Source organism: Ornithinimicrobium humiphilum (genome assembly GCF_006716885.1).
GTDB classification, from domain to species: domain Bacteria; phylum Actinomycetota; class Actinomycetes; order Actinomycetales; family Dermatophilaceae; genus Ornithinicoccus; species Ornithinicoccus humiphilus.
In genome coordinates this window covers 2,806,958-2,822,960 of the sequence record NZ_VFPU01000001.1, presented here as the reverse complement: position 1 = coordinate 2,822,960, position 16,003 = coordinate 2,806,958, and the positions used below count along the sequence as shown (strand labels likewise).

Below are 16,003 nucleotides of genomic sequence, written 5' to 3'. Positions count from 1 at the left end.
ACCTGGCCCGTCCCAGGACCCTCCAACCACTCGGGCCCGGCTGGCCCTAGCATTCGCCCCATGAGGCTCGCCCTGCTCGTCGCGCTCCCGCTGCTGCTCCTGACCGCCTGCGGCACCGTCACCTCCTCCGGGAGCGGCGAGGGCGAGACGCCCGACGTCGACGGCCGGACCTTCCTCGGCACCGGCGTGACCGGCGACCGCGCGTTCGTCGACGGCTCCCAGCTGCGCCTGTCCTTCGAGGAGGGCCGGGTCCGTGCGCAGGCCGGCTGCAACTCGATGTTCGGCGGCTACTCCTTCGAGGGTGACACCCTCGTCGCCGAGCAGCTGGCGATGACCGAGATGGGCTGCCCGCAGGAGCTCATGGACCAGGACACCTGGATCGCCGAGCTGCTGTCGTCGCGCCCCACCCTCGCCCTGGACGGCGACGAGCTGACCGTGACCTCGGGCGACACCGTGGTCACGCTGCTCGACCGGGTCGTGGCCGACCCCGACCGCCCGCTCGAGGGCACGGAGTGGAAGGTCACCTCGCTGCTCTCCGGCGACGCGGTCTCCTCCGTCCCCGCCGGCGTGGAGGCGAGCATGACCTTCGGCGAGGACGGCAGTCTCACCGTCTCCCCGGGCTGCAACCGCGGCAGCGGCACCTACGAGAAGGGCGAGGGCACCGTGACCGTCAGCGCCGTCGCGCTGACCCGGATGTTCTGCGACGGCCCGCGCGGCGAGCTCGAGACGGCCGTGCTGGAGATCCTCAACGCCGGCGAGCTGACCGTCGAGATCGAGGCCTCGCAGCTGACGCTGCGCGCCGGTGACAAGGGCCTCGTCCTCTCCGGCGGCTGAGTCCGGCAGCCACCGCCGGTGGTCGGCGTCCTACCCTGGCCGCTATGACCGGTTCGCCCGTTCCGCACCAGCAGCAGGAGTGGCTCATGCAGCCCGCGTGGCTGCCCCGGCTGCGCGCCGGCATCGGCCTGGCCATGCTGCTCGTCGCCGTCGTCGTGCTCGCCCTGAGCTGGCCCTGGCGGACCTGGGCGCTGCTCGTCATCCCCGCCTGGATGCTGCTCGGCGTCTTCCTCGTGTGGGCCAGCCGCTTCGAGCGCACCGGCACCCGCCTCGAGCCCGACGCCCTGACCGTCGTCCTGGGCCGGCGGCCCCGACGGCTGGGCCGTGCCGACATCCTCGACGTGCGGGCCGACCCGCCGGAGCAGCCGTGGCGGTTGACGGCCGTGCTCCGCGACGGTGAGGTGATCCCGCTGCTCGGCGTGCCGCCGACCGAGCTGGAGCGGCTGCGCCGCTGGCACGTCGGGGTCTGAGCGGGGCGCCCCTCGGCGGGACGCCCCTGGCGGGACTGCGCTCAGCGGGCGGGCATCCGCAGCGCGCCGTCGAGGCGGATGACCTCGCCGTTGAGCAGCGGGTTGTCGACGATGTGCGCCACGAGGCTCGCGTACTCCTCCGGGCGGCCCAGCCGCGGCGGGTGCGGCACGAGCGCCTCGAGGGAGGCGCGCACCTCGTCACCGAGGCCGACCATCATCGGGGTCTCGAAGACGCCCGGTGCGATCGTCATGACCCGGATGGCCTTGTCGGCGAGGTCGCGCGCCGCGGTCAGCGTCAGCCCGGCCACGCCGGCCTTGGAGGCGGAGTAGGCGGCCTGCCCGACCTGTCCGTCGAAGGCGGCGACGCTGGCGGTCATCACGACGACACCGCGGTCACCGTCCTGCGGCTCGTTCTGGGCCATCTGCTCGGCGGCCAGGCGCAGCACGTTGAAGGTGCCGACCAGGTTGATCTCGACCACGGTGCGGAAGGCGTCGAGGGGGAGCACGCCGCGCCGAGACAGGATGCGGCCCGGTGTGGCGACACCGGCGCAGCTGATGACGACGCGCAGCTCGCCGAGGCTCGCGGCGTGCGCGACCGCGGCCGCGACCTGCTCCTCGTCGCGGACGTCGGCGGGGGCGAAGGAGACCCGCTCGCCCAGTTCCGCGGCGAGCTCCTCGCCGCGGCCGTTCGGCAGGTCGACGAGCACCACGCGGGCCCCGGCGGCGAGCAGGGTGCGGGCGGTCTCCTCGCCCAGGCCCGAGGCGCCCCCGGTGACGAGCGCGACGGTGGAGTCGGTGATCTTCATGCGTTCCTCCGGTATGACGTGCGGCTGGGTCGGGCGGCTGCCCGCCGGCGGGTGCCCGGCGGCGACGCCGGGCGAGGCGTGCCTAGCGGTGGGCGGCCAGCACCTGGCGCGAGATGACCAGGCGCTGGATCTGGTTGGTGCCCTCGAAGATCTGGGTCACCTTGGCCTCGCGCATGTAGCGCTCGGCCGGGAAGTCGGTGGTGTAGCCGTAGCCGCCCAGCACCTGCACCGCGTCGGTGGTGACCCGCATCGCGGCGTCGGTGGCGACGAGCTTGGCGATCGAGGCCTCCTGCGTGTGCGGCAGGCCGGCGTCCTTGAGGCGGGCGGCGTGCAGGTAGGTGGCGCGGGCCGAGCCGACGGCCGCGGCCATGTCGGCGAGCAGGAACGCCAGGCCCTGGTTGTCGGCGATCGGGCGGCCGAACTGCTCGCGCTCCGTGGCGTAGGCCGAGGCCACCTCGAGGGCGCGCTGCGCCAGGCCGGTCGCGGCGGCGGCGATGCCCAGGCGGCCGGAGTCGAGGGCGGCGAGCGCGAGCGGCATACCCTGCCCCTCGTCGCCGACGCGGTGCTCCGCGCCGAGGCGCACCCCGTCGAAGATCACCTCGCCGACGGTGTCGCAGTGCAGGCCCATCTTGCGCTCGGGCTCGGCGAAGCCCAGCCCGAGGGAGTCCGCGGGGACGTGGAAGCAGGACAGGCCGCGGCCGCCGTCGTCGGAGGTGCGCGCGAAGAGCGTGTAGAAGTCGGCGTGCCCGGCGTGGCTGATCCACGCCTTGGTGCCGGTGATGACGTAGTCGTCGCCGTCGCGCACCGCGCGGGTGCGGATCGCGGCGACGTCGGAGCCGGCCTGCGGCTCGGAGAGGCAGTAGGCGCCGAGCTGGTCGCCCGAGAGCATCCCGGTCAGCCAGCGCTCCTGCTGCTCGGGCGTGCCGCGCGTGGCGAGCGGGAAGCAGGTGAGGGAGTGCACCGAGACCCCGACGGCCACGGACATCCAGGCGCGGGCGATCTCCTCGACGACCTGGAGGTAGACCTCGTAGGGCTGACCGCCGCCGCCGTGCTCCTCGGGGTAGGGCAGGGAGAGCAGCCCGGCCCGGCCGAGCGTGGCGAAGACCTCGCGCGGGAAGCGGGCCTGCGCCTCGGCCTCGTCGACCTGGGGGAGGAGCTGCTCGTCGGCGATCTCGCGCACGAGGGCGAGCAGGTCGGAGGCCTCCTCCGTGGGGAGCACGCGTTGCACCATGCGGCGACGATATCCCCGGACGTCGCGTCACCTCCTAACCGGCGGCTCAGTCGGGATAGGCCTCCACCTCGGTCGCCTTGACGCCCGCCCACAGCCGGGCCCCGGCGACCACCCCGAGCTGCGCCACCGCCGGCAGCGTCACCTCCGCGACCAGGTCGTTCCCGGGTATGCCGTGCAGCACCACGCGGGCGCGCTGCCCCGTGACGGTGACCGCCCCGACCTCGACCTGCCAGAGGTTGCGGGCGGAGGCGGTGGGCCGGTCGGTGTAGAGGGTGACGGCGGCCGGGTTGACGGTCGCGAGCACGTCGGCGCCGTCCGGCACGCCGGCCGGTGCGTCGGCGAGCACGAGCTCGGCGCCGCCGGCCAGCCGCAGCGTCGGGGCTCCGCCGAGCGCGAGCGTGCCCCGCAGCAGGTTGAGGCCGACCACGCCGGCGACGTAGGGGGAGCGCGGGCGGGCGACGATCTCGGCCGGCGTGCCCGACTGAACCAGCCGTCCCGCGTCGACGAAGAGCAGCTCGTCGGCCAGGGTGAGCGCGTCGAGCGGGTCGTGGCTGACGAGCACGGTGGTGCCGGGGTAGTCGCGGAGCCGGTGGGCCAGCTCGGCCCGGGTGGCGGTGCGGGTCTGCGGGTCCAGGGCCGAGAGCGGCTCGTCGAGGAGCAGCAGGGCGGGGTCGGTGGCCAGCGCCCGCGCCAGGGCGGCCCGCTGGGCCTGGCCCGAGGAGACCTGGGAGGGGCGGCGGTCCACCAGGTCCTCGAGGCCGACCCGGGTCAGCTCCTCGGCCGCGCGTTCGCGGGCGACGGCACGCCGGGCGCCCCGGGCCCGCGGGCCGTAGGCGACGTTGTCGAGCAGGCTGAGGTGCGGGAAGAGCATCGGCTCGGCGAGCACCAGCCCGACGCTGCGCTGCTCGGGCGGCAGGGCGGTCCGCTCGGCGGCCCAGGTCCCGCCCGCCACGCGGACGTGCCCCCGGTCCAGAGGCAGCAGGCCCGCCAGGGCCTTGAGCGCGGTGGTCTTGCCCGAGCCGTTGGGGCCGAGGATCCCCGTCACCCCGGCGGGGCGCCGCAGCTCGAGGTCGAGGTCGAAGGAGCCGAGAGCCACGACGAGGTGGGCGTCCAGCACGGTCATCGCAGCCACCTCGTGCGCAGCAGGCCGAGCACGAGCACGCTCACGAGGAGCATGACGAGCGCGAGGGCGATGGCGGCGTCGGGGTCCTGCTCGAGGGCGGAGTAGACGCCGAGCGGCGCCGTCTGCGTGCGCCCGGGGAAGCTGCCGGCGAAGGTGATCGTCGCGCCGAACTCGCCCAGCGCCCGGGCCCACGCGAGCGCCGATCCGGCGGCGATCCCGGGCAGGACCAAGGGGAGGGCGACGGTGCGGAAGACCCGCACGGGCCCGGCGCCGAGCGTGGCGGCGACCTCGTCGTAGCGCCGGTCCAGCGCCCGCATCGAGCCCTCGACCGAGATGACGTAGAAGGGCATCGCCACGAAGACCTCGGCGAGCACGACCGCGGTCGTGGTGAACGGGATCGTCACGCCCAGCGCCTCCTCGAGCCAGCCGCCGATCACGCCGCGCCGCCCCCAGGTGAGCAGGAGGGCCACGCCGCCGACCACGGGCGGCAGCACGAGCGGCACGGTGACCAGCGCGCGCGCCCAGGCGGTGAGCGGGTGGTCGGAGCGGGCCAGCAACCAGGCGAGCGGGGTGCCGAGCAGCCAGACGACGACCATCGTGACGGAGGTGGTCACCGCCGAGAGCCGCAGCGCCTGCCCCACGACGGGGGCCGCGAGGTGCTCCGGGAGGGAGGGCCAGTCGGCGCGCAGCAGCAGCGCCAGGAGCGGGAGCACCAGGAGCGCGACGCCGACGCCGGCGGGGACGAGGAGGGGGAGCCGGGTGCGGACGGCGCCACGCGGTCGGGGACCGCGGGACGCGGCGCCCGACCGTGCTGCGCGGGTCTCGCGCTGCGGCGCGGTCACGGCAGCCCGAACCCCGCGTCGGCCAGGTGCGCCCGACCGCGCTCCGACAGGAGCTCCTCGACGAAGGCGTCCGCGAGCGGGTGGTCGGACACCCTCAGCACCGGGTATGCCGTGCGCACCTCGGCCCCGGCGGGCAGCGGCACCACGCTGACCGCGTCGGACGCGGAGGCGGCGTCCGTGGCGTAGACGACCCCGGCGTCGGCCTCCCCGAGGACCACCTTGGTCAGGGTGGCGCGGACGTCCTGCTCGTGGGAGGCGACGGCTGGCTCGATCCCCAGCTGCTCGAGGAGCGTCGCCGTGGCCCGGCCGCACGGCACCTGGGCCGCGCACACGACCAGCCGCACGCCGTCGCGCTCCAGGTCGTCGGGGGAGCCGATGCCCGCCGGGTTGTCGGCCGGGACCACGATGCGGAGCGTGTTGGTGGCGAAGAGCACAGGGTCGCCGTGCTCGGGCCGCGGGTCGAGCGGGTCGAGCGCGGCCTCGTCGGCCAGCGCGACGACGTCGGCGGGCGCCCCCTCGTCGACCTGCTGCACGACGGTCGAGCTGGCGGCGAAGGAGAGCTCGACCCGCAGCCCCGGGTGGTCGGCCTCGAGGTCGTCGGCGACGGCCGGCAGGACGTCCGCCAGCGAGGCGGCGGCGAGCACGGTGAGGGTCTCGGCGTCGTCGGGGGAGCCGCACCCGGCGAGGGCGAGGGGGATGGCCGCCACGATGGCGGCCGCTCGCACCACGGCAGCGGTCCCGCCCCCGGCGGTCGCGCCGCTCCGGGAGCCGCCTCTCACGCGGGCGCCTCCAGCGTGACGTGGGTGGCCTTGACGGAGGCGACGACGACCGAGCCCGGCTCGAGGCCGAGCTCGTGCACCGCCTCGGTGGAGAGGAGCGAGACGAGCCGGAACGGGCCCGCCTGGACGTCGACCTGGGACATCACGGTGTCGCTGAGGACCCGGGTGACGATGCCGCGCAGCTGGTTGCGGGCCGAGCTGGAGCCGGTGCCGCCCGGTCCCGGGGTCGCGTGCTCCTGGGCCAGTGCGGCGACGTCCCGGCCCTCGACGACCGTCCGCCCCGCGGCGTCCTTCGTCGCGGGGAGGCGGCCGGCCTCGATGGCCCGGCGCACGGTGTCGGGGGAGACCCCGAGCAGCTCGGCGGCGTCACGGACACGCATCTGCGTCATGGAAGCGAGCATAGGGCCGCATCTGCGGCATTTCCAGGGCCCGCGCGCCAGAACGGGGCCCTCAGGGCCGACCGGCCCGGACTCAGGCGAGGAGCGCGGCCGCCCCGAGCCGGAGCGCGGCGACGTCGGAGTCGACGGCCACCAGGTCCAGCGGCGGCAGCAGGGGGTCGAGCTCCCGCGACCCGCTGAAGGTGCCGGCGAGCACGCCCGCCCCGGCCGCCACCCGGGCCACCCGTCGGATCCCCTCGACGACCTCGTCGTCGACCACCGAGGGTCGACCCAGCGACAGCGACAGGTCGTAGGGACCGACGAAGACGCCGTCCACGCCGGGGCAGCCGGCGATGTCCTCGGCCGCGGCCAGCCCCTCGGCGGTCTCGACCATCGCCAGCAGCAGGGGCCGGGCGGGTCCACCGACCAGGGCGGAGCGCGACATACCCGTGCTGCGCCGGCCCTCGGGCGGGATCCGGGCCGCCGCGACGAGGGCGGCCGCCTCCTGCCCCGAGCCGACCCCGGGCACGATCACGCCCGCGACCCCGGTGTCGAGCACCCGCGCCAGGTGCGCGGTGTCCTGCGACGCCGCCCTGGCGAGCACCGGGACCGGGCTGACGCGGAGGATGCCGGCGAGGTCCCGGACCTCGAGGCAGCCGTGCTGCAGGTCGACGCCGAGCCAGCCGGCGCCCTCGAGCGGCAGCGCCTCGAGCTGGTCGGCGCCCAGGACGGTCAGCCACAGCCCGCGCGGCGACCGGAAGGGGGCGCTCATCGGTCGACCGGGCCGAGGTCGGGGCGCTTGGCGACGCGCCCGTCGCCGGAGGATCGGCCCTGCAGGCGCCGCTGCACCCACGGGCCGGCGTGCTCGCGCACCCACTGCGCGTTGCCGCGCACGCTCTCGACGATCCCCGGGGCCGGCTGCGGGGGCAGCGGCAGGTGCCAGTCGGCGTCGTCCGGGTCGTGGCCGAGCGCCGCGTAGGCGGCGAGCGCCACCCTCCGGTGCCCCTCGGTCGTCATGTGGATCCGGTCGTCGGCCCACATCCGCCAGTCCTGGAGGAAGTCGCAGGCCCACTGGTTGAGCACGAAGCAGCCGTGCCGCTGGGCGATGGACCAGACGTGCGAGACGTAGACGCCGGCGCGTCCCCGGGTGCGGCCGATGATCGGCGCCCCGACCGGGTCCGTGGGCGTCGCCAGAAGCACGTCGGCCCCGGTCGCGCGGATCCGGGCGACCGCGGCGTCGAGGGTCGCGGCGAGGGCGTCGACGTCGGCGCGCGGGCGCAGGATGTCGTTGCCCCCGCCGACGATGCTCACGAGGTCGGGCTGCAGCGCCAGCGCGGCGTCGACCTGCGGACCGGCGACGTCGGCGAGCTTGCGCCCCCGCACCGCGAGGTTGGCGTAGGAGAACTCCTCGGCGTGGGGCGCCAGCAGCCCGGCCAGTCGGTCGGCCCACCCGACGAAGCCGTCGGGCCGCTCCGGATCGCGGTCGCTCATGCCCTCGGTGAAGGAGTCCCCGATCGCCACGTAGCGCGTCCATGTGCGCGGCTGCGGGCGGACGCTGCCCGCCGCGCCGTGCACCAGCGCGCCGCGCACGTCGTCCGGGCGGGGGTCCTGCTGCGTCACGTCAACCTCCAGTCGATCGGGTCCGCGCCCTGGCGGACCAGCAGCTCGTTGGCGCGGCTGAACGGCCGCGAGCCGAAGAAGCCGTTGCGCGCCGACAACGGCGAGGGGTGGGCGCTCTCGACCCGCGGCACGTCACCGAGCCGTGGTGCCAGGTTGCGGGCGTCTCGGCCCCAGAGGATCGCGACGAGCGGCCCGCCGCGGCGCACCAGCGCCTCGATCGCGAGCTCGGTCACCTGCTCCCAGCCCTTGCCCCGGTGGCTGGCGGGGGCACCCGGCCGCACGGTGAGCACGCGGTTGAGGAGCAGGACGCCGCGCTCGGTCCACGGCGTCAGGTCGCCGTGGGGCGGCGGCGGGCAGCCGAGGTCGGCCTCGAGCTCGGCGAAGATGTTCTGCAGGCTCCGTGGGACCGGGCGCACGTCGGGCGCCACCGAGAAGCTCAGGCCCACCGCGTGCCCGGGCGTCGGATAGGGGTCCTGCCCGACGATCAGCACCCGCACCTCGTCGAGGGGTCGCTCGAAGGCGCGCAGCACGTGCTCGCCCGCCGGGAGGTAGCCCCGCCCCGACGCCAGCTCCTCGCGCAGGAACTCGCCGAGCCGGGCGACGGTCTCCTCGGCCGGCGCGAGGGCGTCGGCCCAGGTCGGGTGGACCAGGGTGCGGAGCGGGGCGGGCACGGCACGAGGGTATGTCGTGCACGACGCGGCGACTCGCTCGACCGGAAATGACACGCCTGTAGTTCCCGTGCCGTAGACTTCCGGTCAGGTTGCAGGGACGAGCGAGAGGACGATCGATGGGTGCGGCGCCGCGGGTGCATGTCGACGAGTCGACCTCCCTGTCAGAGCGCGACCGTCAGATCCTCGACTTCGAGCACCAGTGGTGGAAGTACGCCGGGTCCAAGGAGCAGGCCGTCAAGGACCTCTTCGACCTGAGCCCGACCCGCTACTACCAGATCCTCAACCAGCTCATCGACAGCGAGGACGCGCTCGCCTACGACCCGATGCTCATCAAGCGTCTTCGCCGTCAGCGCGCCCGTCGCCAGCGCACGCGCTCCGCGCGGCGCCTCGGCATCGAGGTCTGACCTCCCAGGTTCCACCGACGCCCGGCGACCTCACGGCGCCGGGCGTTGCTGCGTCCGGGGTGCACGGCATACCCGGGGCGTGGTGGTCGTCCGTCGCCGGGCGCCGCGATGGGTAACGTTGCCCTGCGTGGGCCGGCGTCGGTCCCACGAGGCGCGCTCAAGGAGGCCGGTGCACGGTGAAGACGGATGTCGAGATCGCCCAGGAGGCCACGCTCCGCCCGATCGGCGAGATCGCCGAGGGCCTGGGGCTGACCACCGAGGACTACGAGCCCTACGGGCACACCAAGGCGAAGATCTCCCTGGACGTGCTGGACCGGCTGCGCGACCGCCCCGACGGCAAGCTCATCCTCTGCACCGCGATCAACCCCACGGCCGCGGGCGAGGGCAAGACCACCACCAACGTCGGCCTGTCCATGGCGCTCAACCGCATCGGCCACCGCGCGATGACGACCCTGCGCGAGCCCTCCCTCGGCCCGTCCTTCGGGATGAAGGGCGGCGCGGCCGGTGGCGGCTACGCCCAGGTGGTGCCGATGGACGACATCAACCTGCACTTCACCGGCGACTTCCACGCCATCACCTCGGCGCACAACCTGCTCGCCGCCCTGCTCGACAACAGCCTCCACCAGGGCAACCCGCTCGGCATCAACCCCAAGCGCATCACCTGGCCGCGCGTGATGGACATGAACGACCGTGCGCTGCGCAACATCGTCATCGGCCTGGGCAAGGTCGGCGACGGGGTGGTGCGCGAGTCCGGCTTCGAGATCACCGTGGCCAGCGAGATCATGGCCGCTCTGTGCCTGGCGACCAGCCTGGACGATCTCAAGGAGCGTTTCGGCCGGATGATCGTGGGCTACACCTACGACAAGCGTCCGGTGACCGCCGCCGACCTGCAGGCTCCCGGCGCGATGGCCCTCCTGATGAAGGACGCCATCCGGCCCAACCTGGTCCAGACCCTGGAGAACACGCCGGCGATCATCCACGGCGGGCCGTTCGCCAACATCGCCCACGGCAACAACTCGATCCTGGCCACGCAGACCGCGCTCAAGCTCGCCGACTACGTCGTGACCGAGGCCGGCTTCGGGGCCGACCTGGGCGCCGAGAAGTTCTTCGACATCGTCTGCCCGGCCGGCGGCATCGCACCTGACGCCGTCGTCGTGGTGGCCACCGTCCGCGCCCTCAAGCTCAACGGCGGCAAGGACAAGAAGGAGCTGGCGGGGGAGGACCTGGAGGCGCTCGGCACGGGCCTGGTCAACCTCGAGCAGCACCTGGAGAACGTCGCGAAGTTCGGCGTGCCCGCCGTCGTCGCCCTCAACCGCTTCCCCGACGACACCGACGCCGAGCTCGACCTGGTGCGCCGCCGGTGCGCCGAGCTGGGGGTCGAGGTCGCGCTCTCGGAGGTCTTCGCCCACGGCGGCGCCGGTGGCGAGGAGCTGGCCCGCACGGTCGTCGAGCTGTGCGACCGGGAGAGCACCTTCACCCCGCTCTACTCCGCCGAGGACGACCTGCTGACCAAGATCGAGACGATCGCCACCGAGATCTACCGCGCCGACGGCGTCGACCTCGCGCCGGCCGCCCGCACCCAGCTGGCCGACCTCGAGGCCAACGGGCACGGCTCGCTGCCGGTCTGCATGGCCAAGACGCAGTACTCCTTCTCCGACGACCCCACGCTGCTCGGCGCGCCCCGCGGCTTCCGCATCACCGTGCGCGAGCTCGTGGTCAACGCCGGGGCCGGCTTCGTGGTCGCGCTCACCGGCGACATCCTGCGCATGCCCGGGCTGCCCAAGGTGCCCGCCGCCGTCGGCATGGACATCGCCGGCGACGGGACGATCAGCGGGCTGTCCTGACGGACGTCGGGCCTGACCGGCCGGACCCGGCCGGTCAGGCGAAGAGCACGACGATGACGGCCGTGACGGCGAGCAACCCGATCGACAGGTAGCGGTAGTTGGCCCAGACCGGCGTGCTCTTGAGCTCCTTGCTCTCGGCGGTCCAGTAGGAGTTCTTCCAGGTGAACTCGTCGGTCTTCTCCTCGTCCGGGGACGGACCCACCAGGCTGACGACGACGATGAGGAGCACCGAGAGCGCCAGGCTGATGCCCGAGGCGTAGAGGAACTGGATCGTCGGCTCCTCGGGCAGCACCTGGGTGACGACGAAGCCCACCACGCCCAGCGGCTGCATGACCACCAGGGTGGTGAAGGCCGCGGTGGCGCTGATCCGCTTCCACGCGATGCCGGCGAGGAAGACCACGACCACCGGCGGGACCAGGAAGGACAGCACCGACTGCAGGTACTCGTAGAGCGTGTCGAACTGCCCGATGAAGGGGGCCCACACGATCGCCACGACGAGGGCGACGACGGTGGCGACCCGGCCGGTGAAGACGAGCTTGCGCTGGGAGGTGTCGGGTCGGAACGTCTTGACGAAGTCCATCGTCACGATCGTCGAGGCCGAGTTGAGGATCGAGTCCACCGTCGAGGTGATCGCGGCGATGACCGCGGCGAGGATCAGGCCGCGCAGCCCCACGGGCAGCAGGTCGAAGACCAGCGTGGGGAAGACGGTGTCCGACTCCTCGAGCTCGGGGTAGAGGCTCAGCGCCATGACGCCCGGCAGGATGAAGAGGAAGAGGAAGGTCAGCTTGATGAGGCCGGCGAAGAGCGAGCCCCACCGGCCGTGGTCGAGCGAGCGGGCGCCCAGCGTGCGCTGCACCACCAGCTGGTTGGTGGTCCAGTAGTAGAGGCCGATGACGAGGACGCCGGTGATCAGGCCGGGCCAGGGGAGGTCGGGGTGGTCCGGGGGCAGGATGAGGCTCATCTTCTCGTCGCCGGCCACCTTCGTCATGGCGTCCCACGACTCGATCGCGTTGAAGGTCGCGACGAGGACGATCACGCCGCCGATCAGGGTCACCGTGGCCTGGATCGAGTCTGAGATCATGACCGCCCCGAGGCCGCCGATCACCGTGTAGATCGCGGCGAGGAGGGCGAGCGCGGCCACCGAGACGATCATCGGGATGCCGGGGTAGAGCACCTTGACGATGACCGCGCCGGCGAAGAGCGCCGCGGCCATGTCGATGAACATGTTGGCGAAGAGGTTGAAGCCCGCGAACGCCATCCGGGAGCGGCGGTCGTAGCGCTTCTCGAGGTACTCCGGGAGCGTGAAGACCTTCGAGCGCAGGTAGAAGGGCAGGATGAAGAAGACGAAGATCACGAGGATGACGGCCGACATCCACTCGTAGGCGAAGATCGAGATGCCCTGCTCGTAGGCGCCGCCGGCCAGCCCGACGAAGGTCGCGCCGGACATGTTGGTCGCCACCAGCGAGAGCGCCACGAACGGCCAGATGAAGTTGCGACCGCCCAGGAAGTAGTCCTCGGACTCGTCGCTCTCGTGCCCGCCCGCCTTGGCCTTCTTCTTCATCCGGCTGCTGGCCACGAGCGGGATGATCCGGCTCAGCAGCAGGTAGGCGATGATCACCGTGAGGTCGAGGGCGGTGACGGTGAAGTTCGGCATCCCGCCCTCGCCGCCCGCCTGCGCCGGCAGCACGAGCGCCGCCGCGGTCACCGACCCGCCTCCTCGTCGGCGCGGACCACGAGGACGGCGCAGGGCGCGTGCCGCACGACGCTCTCGGCGTCGCTGCCGAGCAGGACCCGGGAGAAGGCGTTATGGCCGCGGTTGCCGAGGACGACGAGGTCGGCGTCCAGCTGGTCGCGCAGCCGCAGGATCTCGTCGGTGGCCCGCCCCGACCTCAGGTGGGGCGTCACCGGCATCCCCTCGGCCTCGAAGGAGGCGACGACGGAGTCGAGCACCGGTCGGGCCTCGTCCTCGACGCGCTCGCGCAGCGCGGGACTCAGGGGCACGGGGTGCGTCCAGGGGGAGATGAGCGCGACGTGGACGACGTGGACCTCGGCCCCCGTCGCGCGCGCCAGCTCGAGGGTGCGGTGGTGCGCCAGCCGGGCGGTCGGTGACCCGTCGCTGGCGAGCAGGATGCGGTGCGGGAACGGCATACGACGTCCTTCGACGGTGGAGGAGGTGCCTGGCAACGTAACGACGCCCCCCGGGCCGTTCCACCCGAACCGGCACGTCGCGGCCCCGCGGGTGGCCCGGCGGCCCGGCCGGGGCCCGTAGACTGGCCGGCATGGCGGAGGTGACCTGGCGCAGCGTCGCGCCCGGAGTGTTCGTGCGACGCCACGAGGAGCTCAAGCTCAACTGCGGCCTCGTCGTGGGGCAGGAGCGGGCGCTGGTCATCGACACCCGCAGCTATCACGAGCACGGCCTGGAGCTGCTCGCCGCGGTGCGCGAGATCACCGACCTCGAGATCGTGGTCGTCAACACCCACGCCCACTACGACCACTGCTTCGGCAACTCCGCCTTCCGCGACTCGCAGATCTACGCGCACGTCGGCCTGGTCGACGACCTGCTGCGGACGGGGGAGCACCAGCGCGAGCAGGTGGTCGAGCACCTCCGCGCCACCGACCGGGAGGAGATGGCCCGGATGATGGAGGAGACCGAGCTCGTCCCGCCCTTCTACCTCGTCGAGGAGGACACCGTCCTGGACCTCGGCGGACGCACCGTCGAGCTCCTCTGGTCGGGCCGGGGGCACACCGACCACGACCTGGCCGTGGCCGTGCCCGACGCGCACGTCGTCTTCGCCGGCGACCTCGTCGAGGAGGGCGCGGACCCGGCGATGGAGGACTCCTACCCCCTGGAGTGGGCCGCCACCTTGCGCACGCTGCTGGCCAGGCCCGCCGCCGAGCTGTGCGACCTCTGGGTCCCCGGGCACGGCAGGGTCGTCGACCGCGCCTTCGTCGAGGCCCAGTGCGCCCAGCTGACCCAGATGGCCGAGCGCTTCACCGAGGTGCTCGACGGGGGGCTCGCGGGGGTCGACGCTCTCGTCAGCGCCTGCCGTGGGCTGGGCCTGGAGGACCAGACGCTGCGCGACGCCAGCCTGCGGGCGCTCGAGCTCCGGCCCTGAGCCCGACGCGCGGCCGCGCCATTTGCACTCGGAGGGGTCGAGTGCTAATCATGGACCTAGCACTCTCGCCACGAGAGTGATAACACCTGACCGGCCCTGTCGAGGGCCGTGCGACGGGGCGACCTGAGCCTCCGAGCGCGGCTCGTCCGTCGCGGGCGACAGCCCGGTCGACCGCCCATCACGTGTGGAGGAAAAACCACGATGGCCAAGACCATTGCTTTCGACGAGGAGGCCCGCCGCGGCCTCGAGCGGGGTATGAACACCCTCGCCGACGCGGTCAAGGTGACCCTCGGCCCCAAGGGCCGCAACGTCGTGCTCGAGAAGAAGTGGGGCGCCCCCACCATCACCAACGATGGTGTGAGCATCGCCAAGGAGATCGAGCTCGAGGACCCCTACGAGAAGATCGGCGCCGAGCTGGTCAAGGAGGTCGCCAAGAAGACCGACGACGTCGCCGGTGACGGCACCACCACCGCGACCGTCATCGCCCAGGCGATGGTGCGCGAGGGTCTGCGCAACGTCGCGGCCGGCGCCAACCCGATGGCCCTCAAGCGCGGCATCGAGGTCGCCGTGAAGGCCGTCAACGACGAGCTGCTGAGCATGGCCAAGGAGGTCGAGACCAAGGAGCAGATCGCGCAGTCCGCGTCCATCTCCGCGGCCGACACCGAGATCGGCGAGATGATCGCCGAGGCCATGGACAAGGTCGGCAACGAGGGTGTCATCACCGTCGAGGAGTCCAACACCTTCGGCCTGGAGCTCGAGCTCACCGAGGGCATGCGCTTCGACAAGGGCTACATCAGCCCCTACTTCGTCACCGACACCGAGCGCATGGAGGCCGTGCTCGAGGACCCCTACGTCCTCGTCGTCAACTCCAAGATCTCCTCGGTCAAGGACCTGCTGCCGCTGCTCGAGAAGGTCATGCAGTCCGGCAAGCCGCTGGCGATCATCGCCGAGGACGTCGAGGGCGAGGCCCTGGCGACCCTGGTCGTGAACAAGATCCGCGGCAACTTCAAGTCCGTGGCCGTCAAGGCGCCGGGCTTCGGCGACCGCCGCAAGGCCATGCTCGGTGACATCGCCATCCTCACCGGTGGCCAGGTCATCTCCGAGGAGGTCGGCCTCAAGCTCGAGACCGCCGAGCTCGACCTGCTGGGCACCGCCCGCAAGGTCGTCGTCACCAAGGACGAGACCACCATCGTCGAGGGCGGCGGCGACGCCGACCAGATCGCCGGTCGCGTGGCCCAGATCCGTGCCGAGATCGACAACAGCGACTCCGACTACGACCGCGAGAAGCTGCAGGAGCGCCTGGCCAAGCTGGCCGGTGGCGTGGCGGTCATCAAGGCCGGCGCGGCGACCGAGGTCGAGCTCAAGGAGCGCAAGCACCGCATCGAGGACGCCGTCCGCAACGCCAAGGCCGCGGTCGAGGAGGGCATCGTCGCCGGTGGTGGCGTCGCGCTCATCCAGGCGTCCACCGCCTTCGAGAAGCTCTCGCTCTCCGGCGACGAGGCGACCGGCGCCAACATCGTCAAGGTGGCCATCGAGGCCCCGCTCAAGCAGATCGCGGTCAACGCCGGTCTCGAGGGCGGCGTCGTGGCGGAGAAGGTGCGCAACCTGACCCCGGGCCACGGCCTCAACGCGGCCACCGGCGAGTACGGCGACATGCTGGGCTTCGGCGTCGCCGACCCGGTGAAGGTGACCCGTTCCGCGCTGCAGAACGCCGCCTCCATCGCGGCCCTGTTCCTGACCACCGAGGCGGTCATCGCCGACAAGCCGGAGAAGACCCCGGCGATGCCGGCCGGTGACGGCGCCATGGGTGGCATGGACTTCTGATCCATCCGGATCCGAGCTCGCCCGCCACGCGCGGGTGGTCCACGGCACGACGGGGCGGTCCC

General features: G+C 73.1%; 17 protein-coding genes. 6 read left to right on the top strand and 11 right to left on the bottom strand.

What is annotated here, in order from left to right; all coding sequences use genetic code 11:
- Positions 1-60: 60 nt before the first annotated feature.
- The gene (locus FB476_RS13330) at positions 61-834 is read left to right on the top strand and encodes an META domain-containing protein (RefSeq protein WP_141819555.1); all 774 of its coding nucleotides are present in this window, start codon (positions 61-63) and stop codon (positions 832-834) included.
- Between the two features lie 44 nt (positions 835-878).
- The gene (locus tag FB476_RS13325; protein WP_141819553.1) at positions 879-1,304 is read left to right on the top strand and encodes a hypothetical protein; all 426 of its coding nucleotides are present in this window, start codon (positions 879-881) and stop codon (positions 1,302-1,304) included.
- Positions 1,305-1,345: 41 nt separating this feature from the next.
- Here the strand turns inward: FB476_RS13325 and FB476_RS13320 are convergent, their stop codons facing one another.
- The 9 genes from FB476_RS13320 to FB476_RS13280 form a co-directional block, all read right to left on the bottom strand.
- Complete coding sequence (locus FB476_RS13320) at positions 1,346-2,110, bottom strand: SDR family NAD(P)-dependent oxidoreductase (protein WP_141819551.1); 765 nt, start codon at positions 2,108-2,110, stop codon at positions 1,346-1,348.
- 82 nt (positions 2,111-2,192) lie between these two features.
- On the bottom strand, positions 2,193-3,341 hold the full coding sequence (locus FB476_RS13315; RefSeq protein WP_141819549.1) for an acyl-CoA dehydrogenase family protein: 1,149 nt from the start codon (positions 3,339-3,341) through the stop codon (positions 2,193-2,195).
- Between the two features lie 46 nt (positions 3,342-3,387).
- On the bottom strand, positions 3,388-4,464 hold the full coding sequence (locus FB476_RS13310) for an ABC transporter ATP-binding protein (protein WP_141819547.1): 1,077 nt from the start codon (positions 4,462-4,464) through the stop codon (positions 3,388-3,390).
- Positions 4,461-5,306, bottom strand: a complete 846-nt coding sequence (locus FB476_RS13305; protein ID WP_141819545.1) for an ABC transporter permease — start codon at positions 5,304-5,306, stop codon at positions 4,461-4,463. Before FB476_RS13305 ends, FB476_RS13310 begins: the two co-directional genes overlap by 4 nt.
- Entirely contained in the window at positions 5,303-6,085 is a 783-nt protein-coding gene (gene modA / locus FB476_RS13300) for a molybdate ABC transporter substrate-binding protein (RefSeq protein WP_238329705.1), read from the bottom strand. Before modA ends, FB476_RS13305 begins: the two co-directional genes overlap by 4 nt.
- Positions 6,082-6,474: a TOBE domain-containing protein gene (locus tag FB476_RS13295; RefSeq protein ID WP_141819543.1), complete on the bottom strand. Its 393-nt coding sequence runs from the start codon at positions 6,472-6,474 to the stop codon at positions 6,082-6,084. The genes modA and FB476_RS13295 overlap by 4 nt, the downstream gene beginning before the upstream one ends.
- Before the next feature lie 82 nt (positions 6,475-6,556).
- The gene (locus FB476_RS13290) at positions 6,557-7,234 is read right to left on the bottom strand and encodes an HpcH/HpaI aldolase family protein (RefSeq protein ID WP_141819541.1); all 678 of its coding nucleotides are present in this window, start codon (positions 7,232-7,234) and stop codon (positions 6,557-6,559) included.
- Positions 7,231-8,037 (bottom strand): SGNH/GDSL hydrolase family protein, encoded by an 807-nt coding sequence (locus FB476_RS13285; RefSeq protein WP_272949403.1) that lies wholly within the window; start codon positions 8,035-8,037, stop codon positions 7,231-7,233. Before FB476_RS13285 ends, FB476_RS13290 begins: the two co-directional genes overlap by 4 nt.
- Positions 8,038-8,078: 41 nt before the next feature.
- The gene (locus FB476_RS13280) at positions 8,079-8,753 is read right to left on the bottom strand and encodes a uracil-DNA glycosylase (RefSeq protein WP_141819537.1); all 675 of its coding nucleotides are present in this window, start codon (positions 8,751-8,753) and stop codon (positions 8,079-8,081) included.
- A 116-nt stretch (positions 8,754-8,869) separates the two neighbouring features.
- On the opposite strand from FB476_RS13280, the gene FB476_RS13275 reads away from it, so the two are divergent.
- Entirely contained in the window at positions 8,870-9,157 is a 288-nt protein-coding gene (locus FB476_RS13275) for a DUF3263 domain-containing protein (protein WP_141819535.1), read from the top strand.
- Positions 9,158-9,333: 176 nt separating this feature from the next.
- Positions 9,334-11,001 (top strand): formate--tetrahydrofolate ligase, encoded by a 1,668-nt coding sequence (locus FB476_RS13270; protein WP_141819533.1) that lies wholly within the window; start codon positions 9,334-9,336, stop codon positions 10,999-11,001.
- A 34-nt stretch (positions 11,002-11,035) separates the two neighbouring features.
- On the opposite strand, the gene FB476_RS13265 is transcribed toward FB476_RS13270, so the two are convergent.
- The gene (locus FB476_RS13265; protein WP_238329704.1) at positions 11,036-12,706 is read right to left on the bottom strand and encodes a sodium:solute symporter family transporter; all 1,671 of its coding nucleotides are present in this window, start codon (positions 12,704-12,706) and stop codon (positions 11,036-11,038) included.
- The gene (locus tag FB476_RS13260) at positions 12,703-13,149 is read right to left on the bottom strand and encodes a universal stress protein (protein WP_141819531.1); all 447 of its coding nucleotides are present in this window, start codon (positions 13,147-13,149) and stop codon (positions 12,703-12,705) included. Before FB476_RS13260 ends, FB476_RS13265 begins: the two co-directional genes overlap by 4 nt.
- A gap of 131 nt (positions 13,150-13,280) precedes the next feature.
- Here FB476_RS13260 and FB476_RS13255 point away from each other — a divergent pair, with 131 nt between their 5' ends.
- Both FB476_RS13255 and groL read left to right on the top strand, forming a co-directional pair.
- Positions 13,281-14,117: an MBL fold metallo-hydrolase gene (locus tag FB476_RS13255; protein ID WP_141819529.1), complete on the top strand. Its 837-nt coding sequence runs from the start codon at positions 13,281-13,283 to the stop codon at positions 14,115-14,117.
- A 201-nt stretch (positions 14,118-14,318) separates the two neighbouring features.
- Complete coding sequence (gene groL / locus FB476_RS13250) at positions 14,319-15,941, top strand: chaperonin GroEL (protein WP_141819527.1); 1,623 nt, start codon at positions 14,319-14,321, stop codon at positions 15,939-15,941.
- Positions 15,942-16,003: the final 62 nt, after the last annotated feature.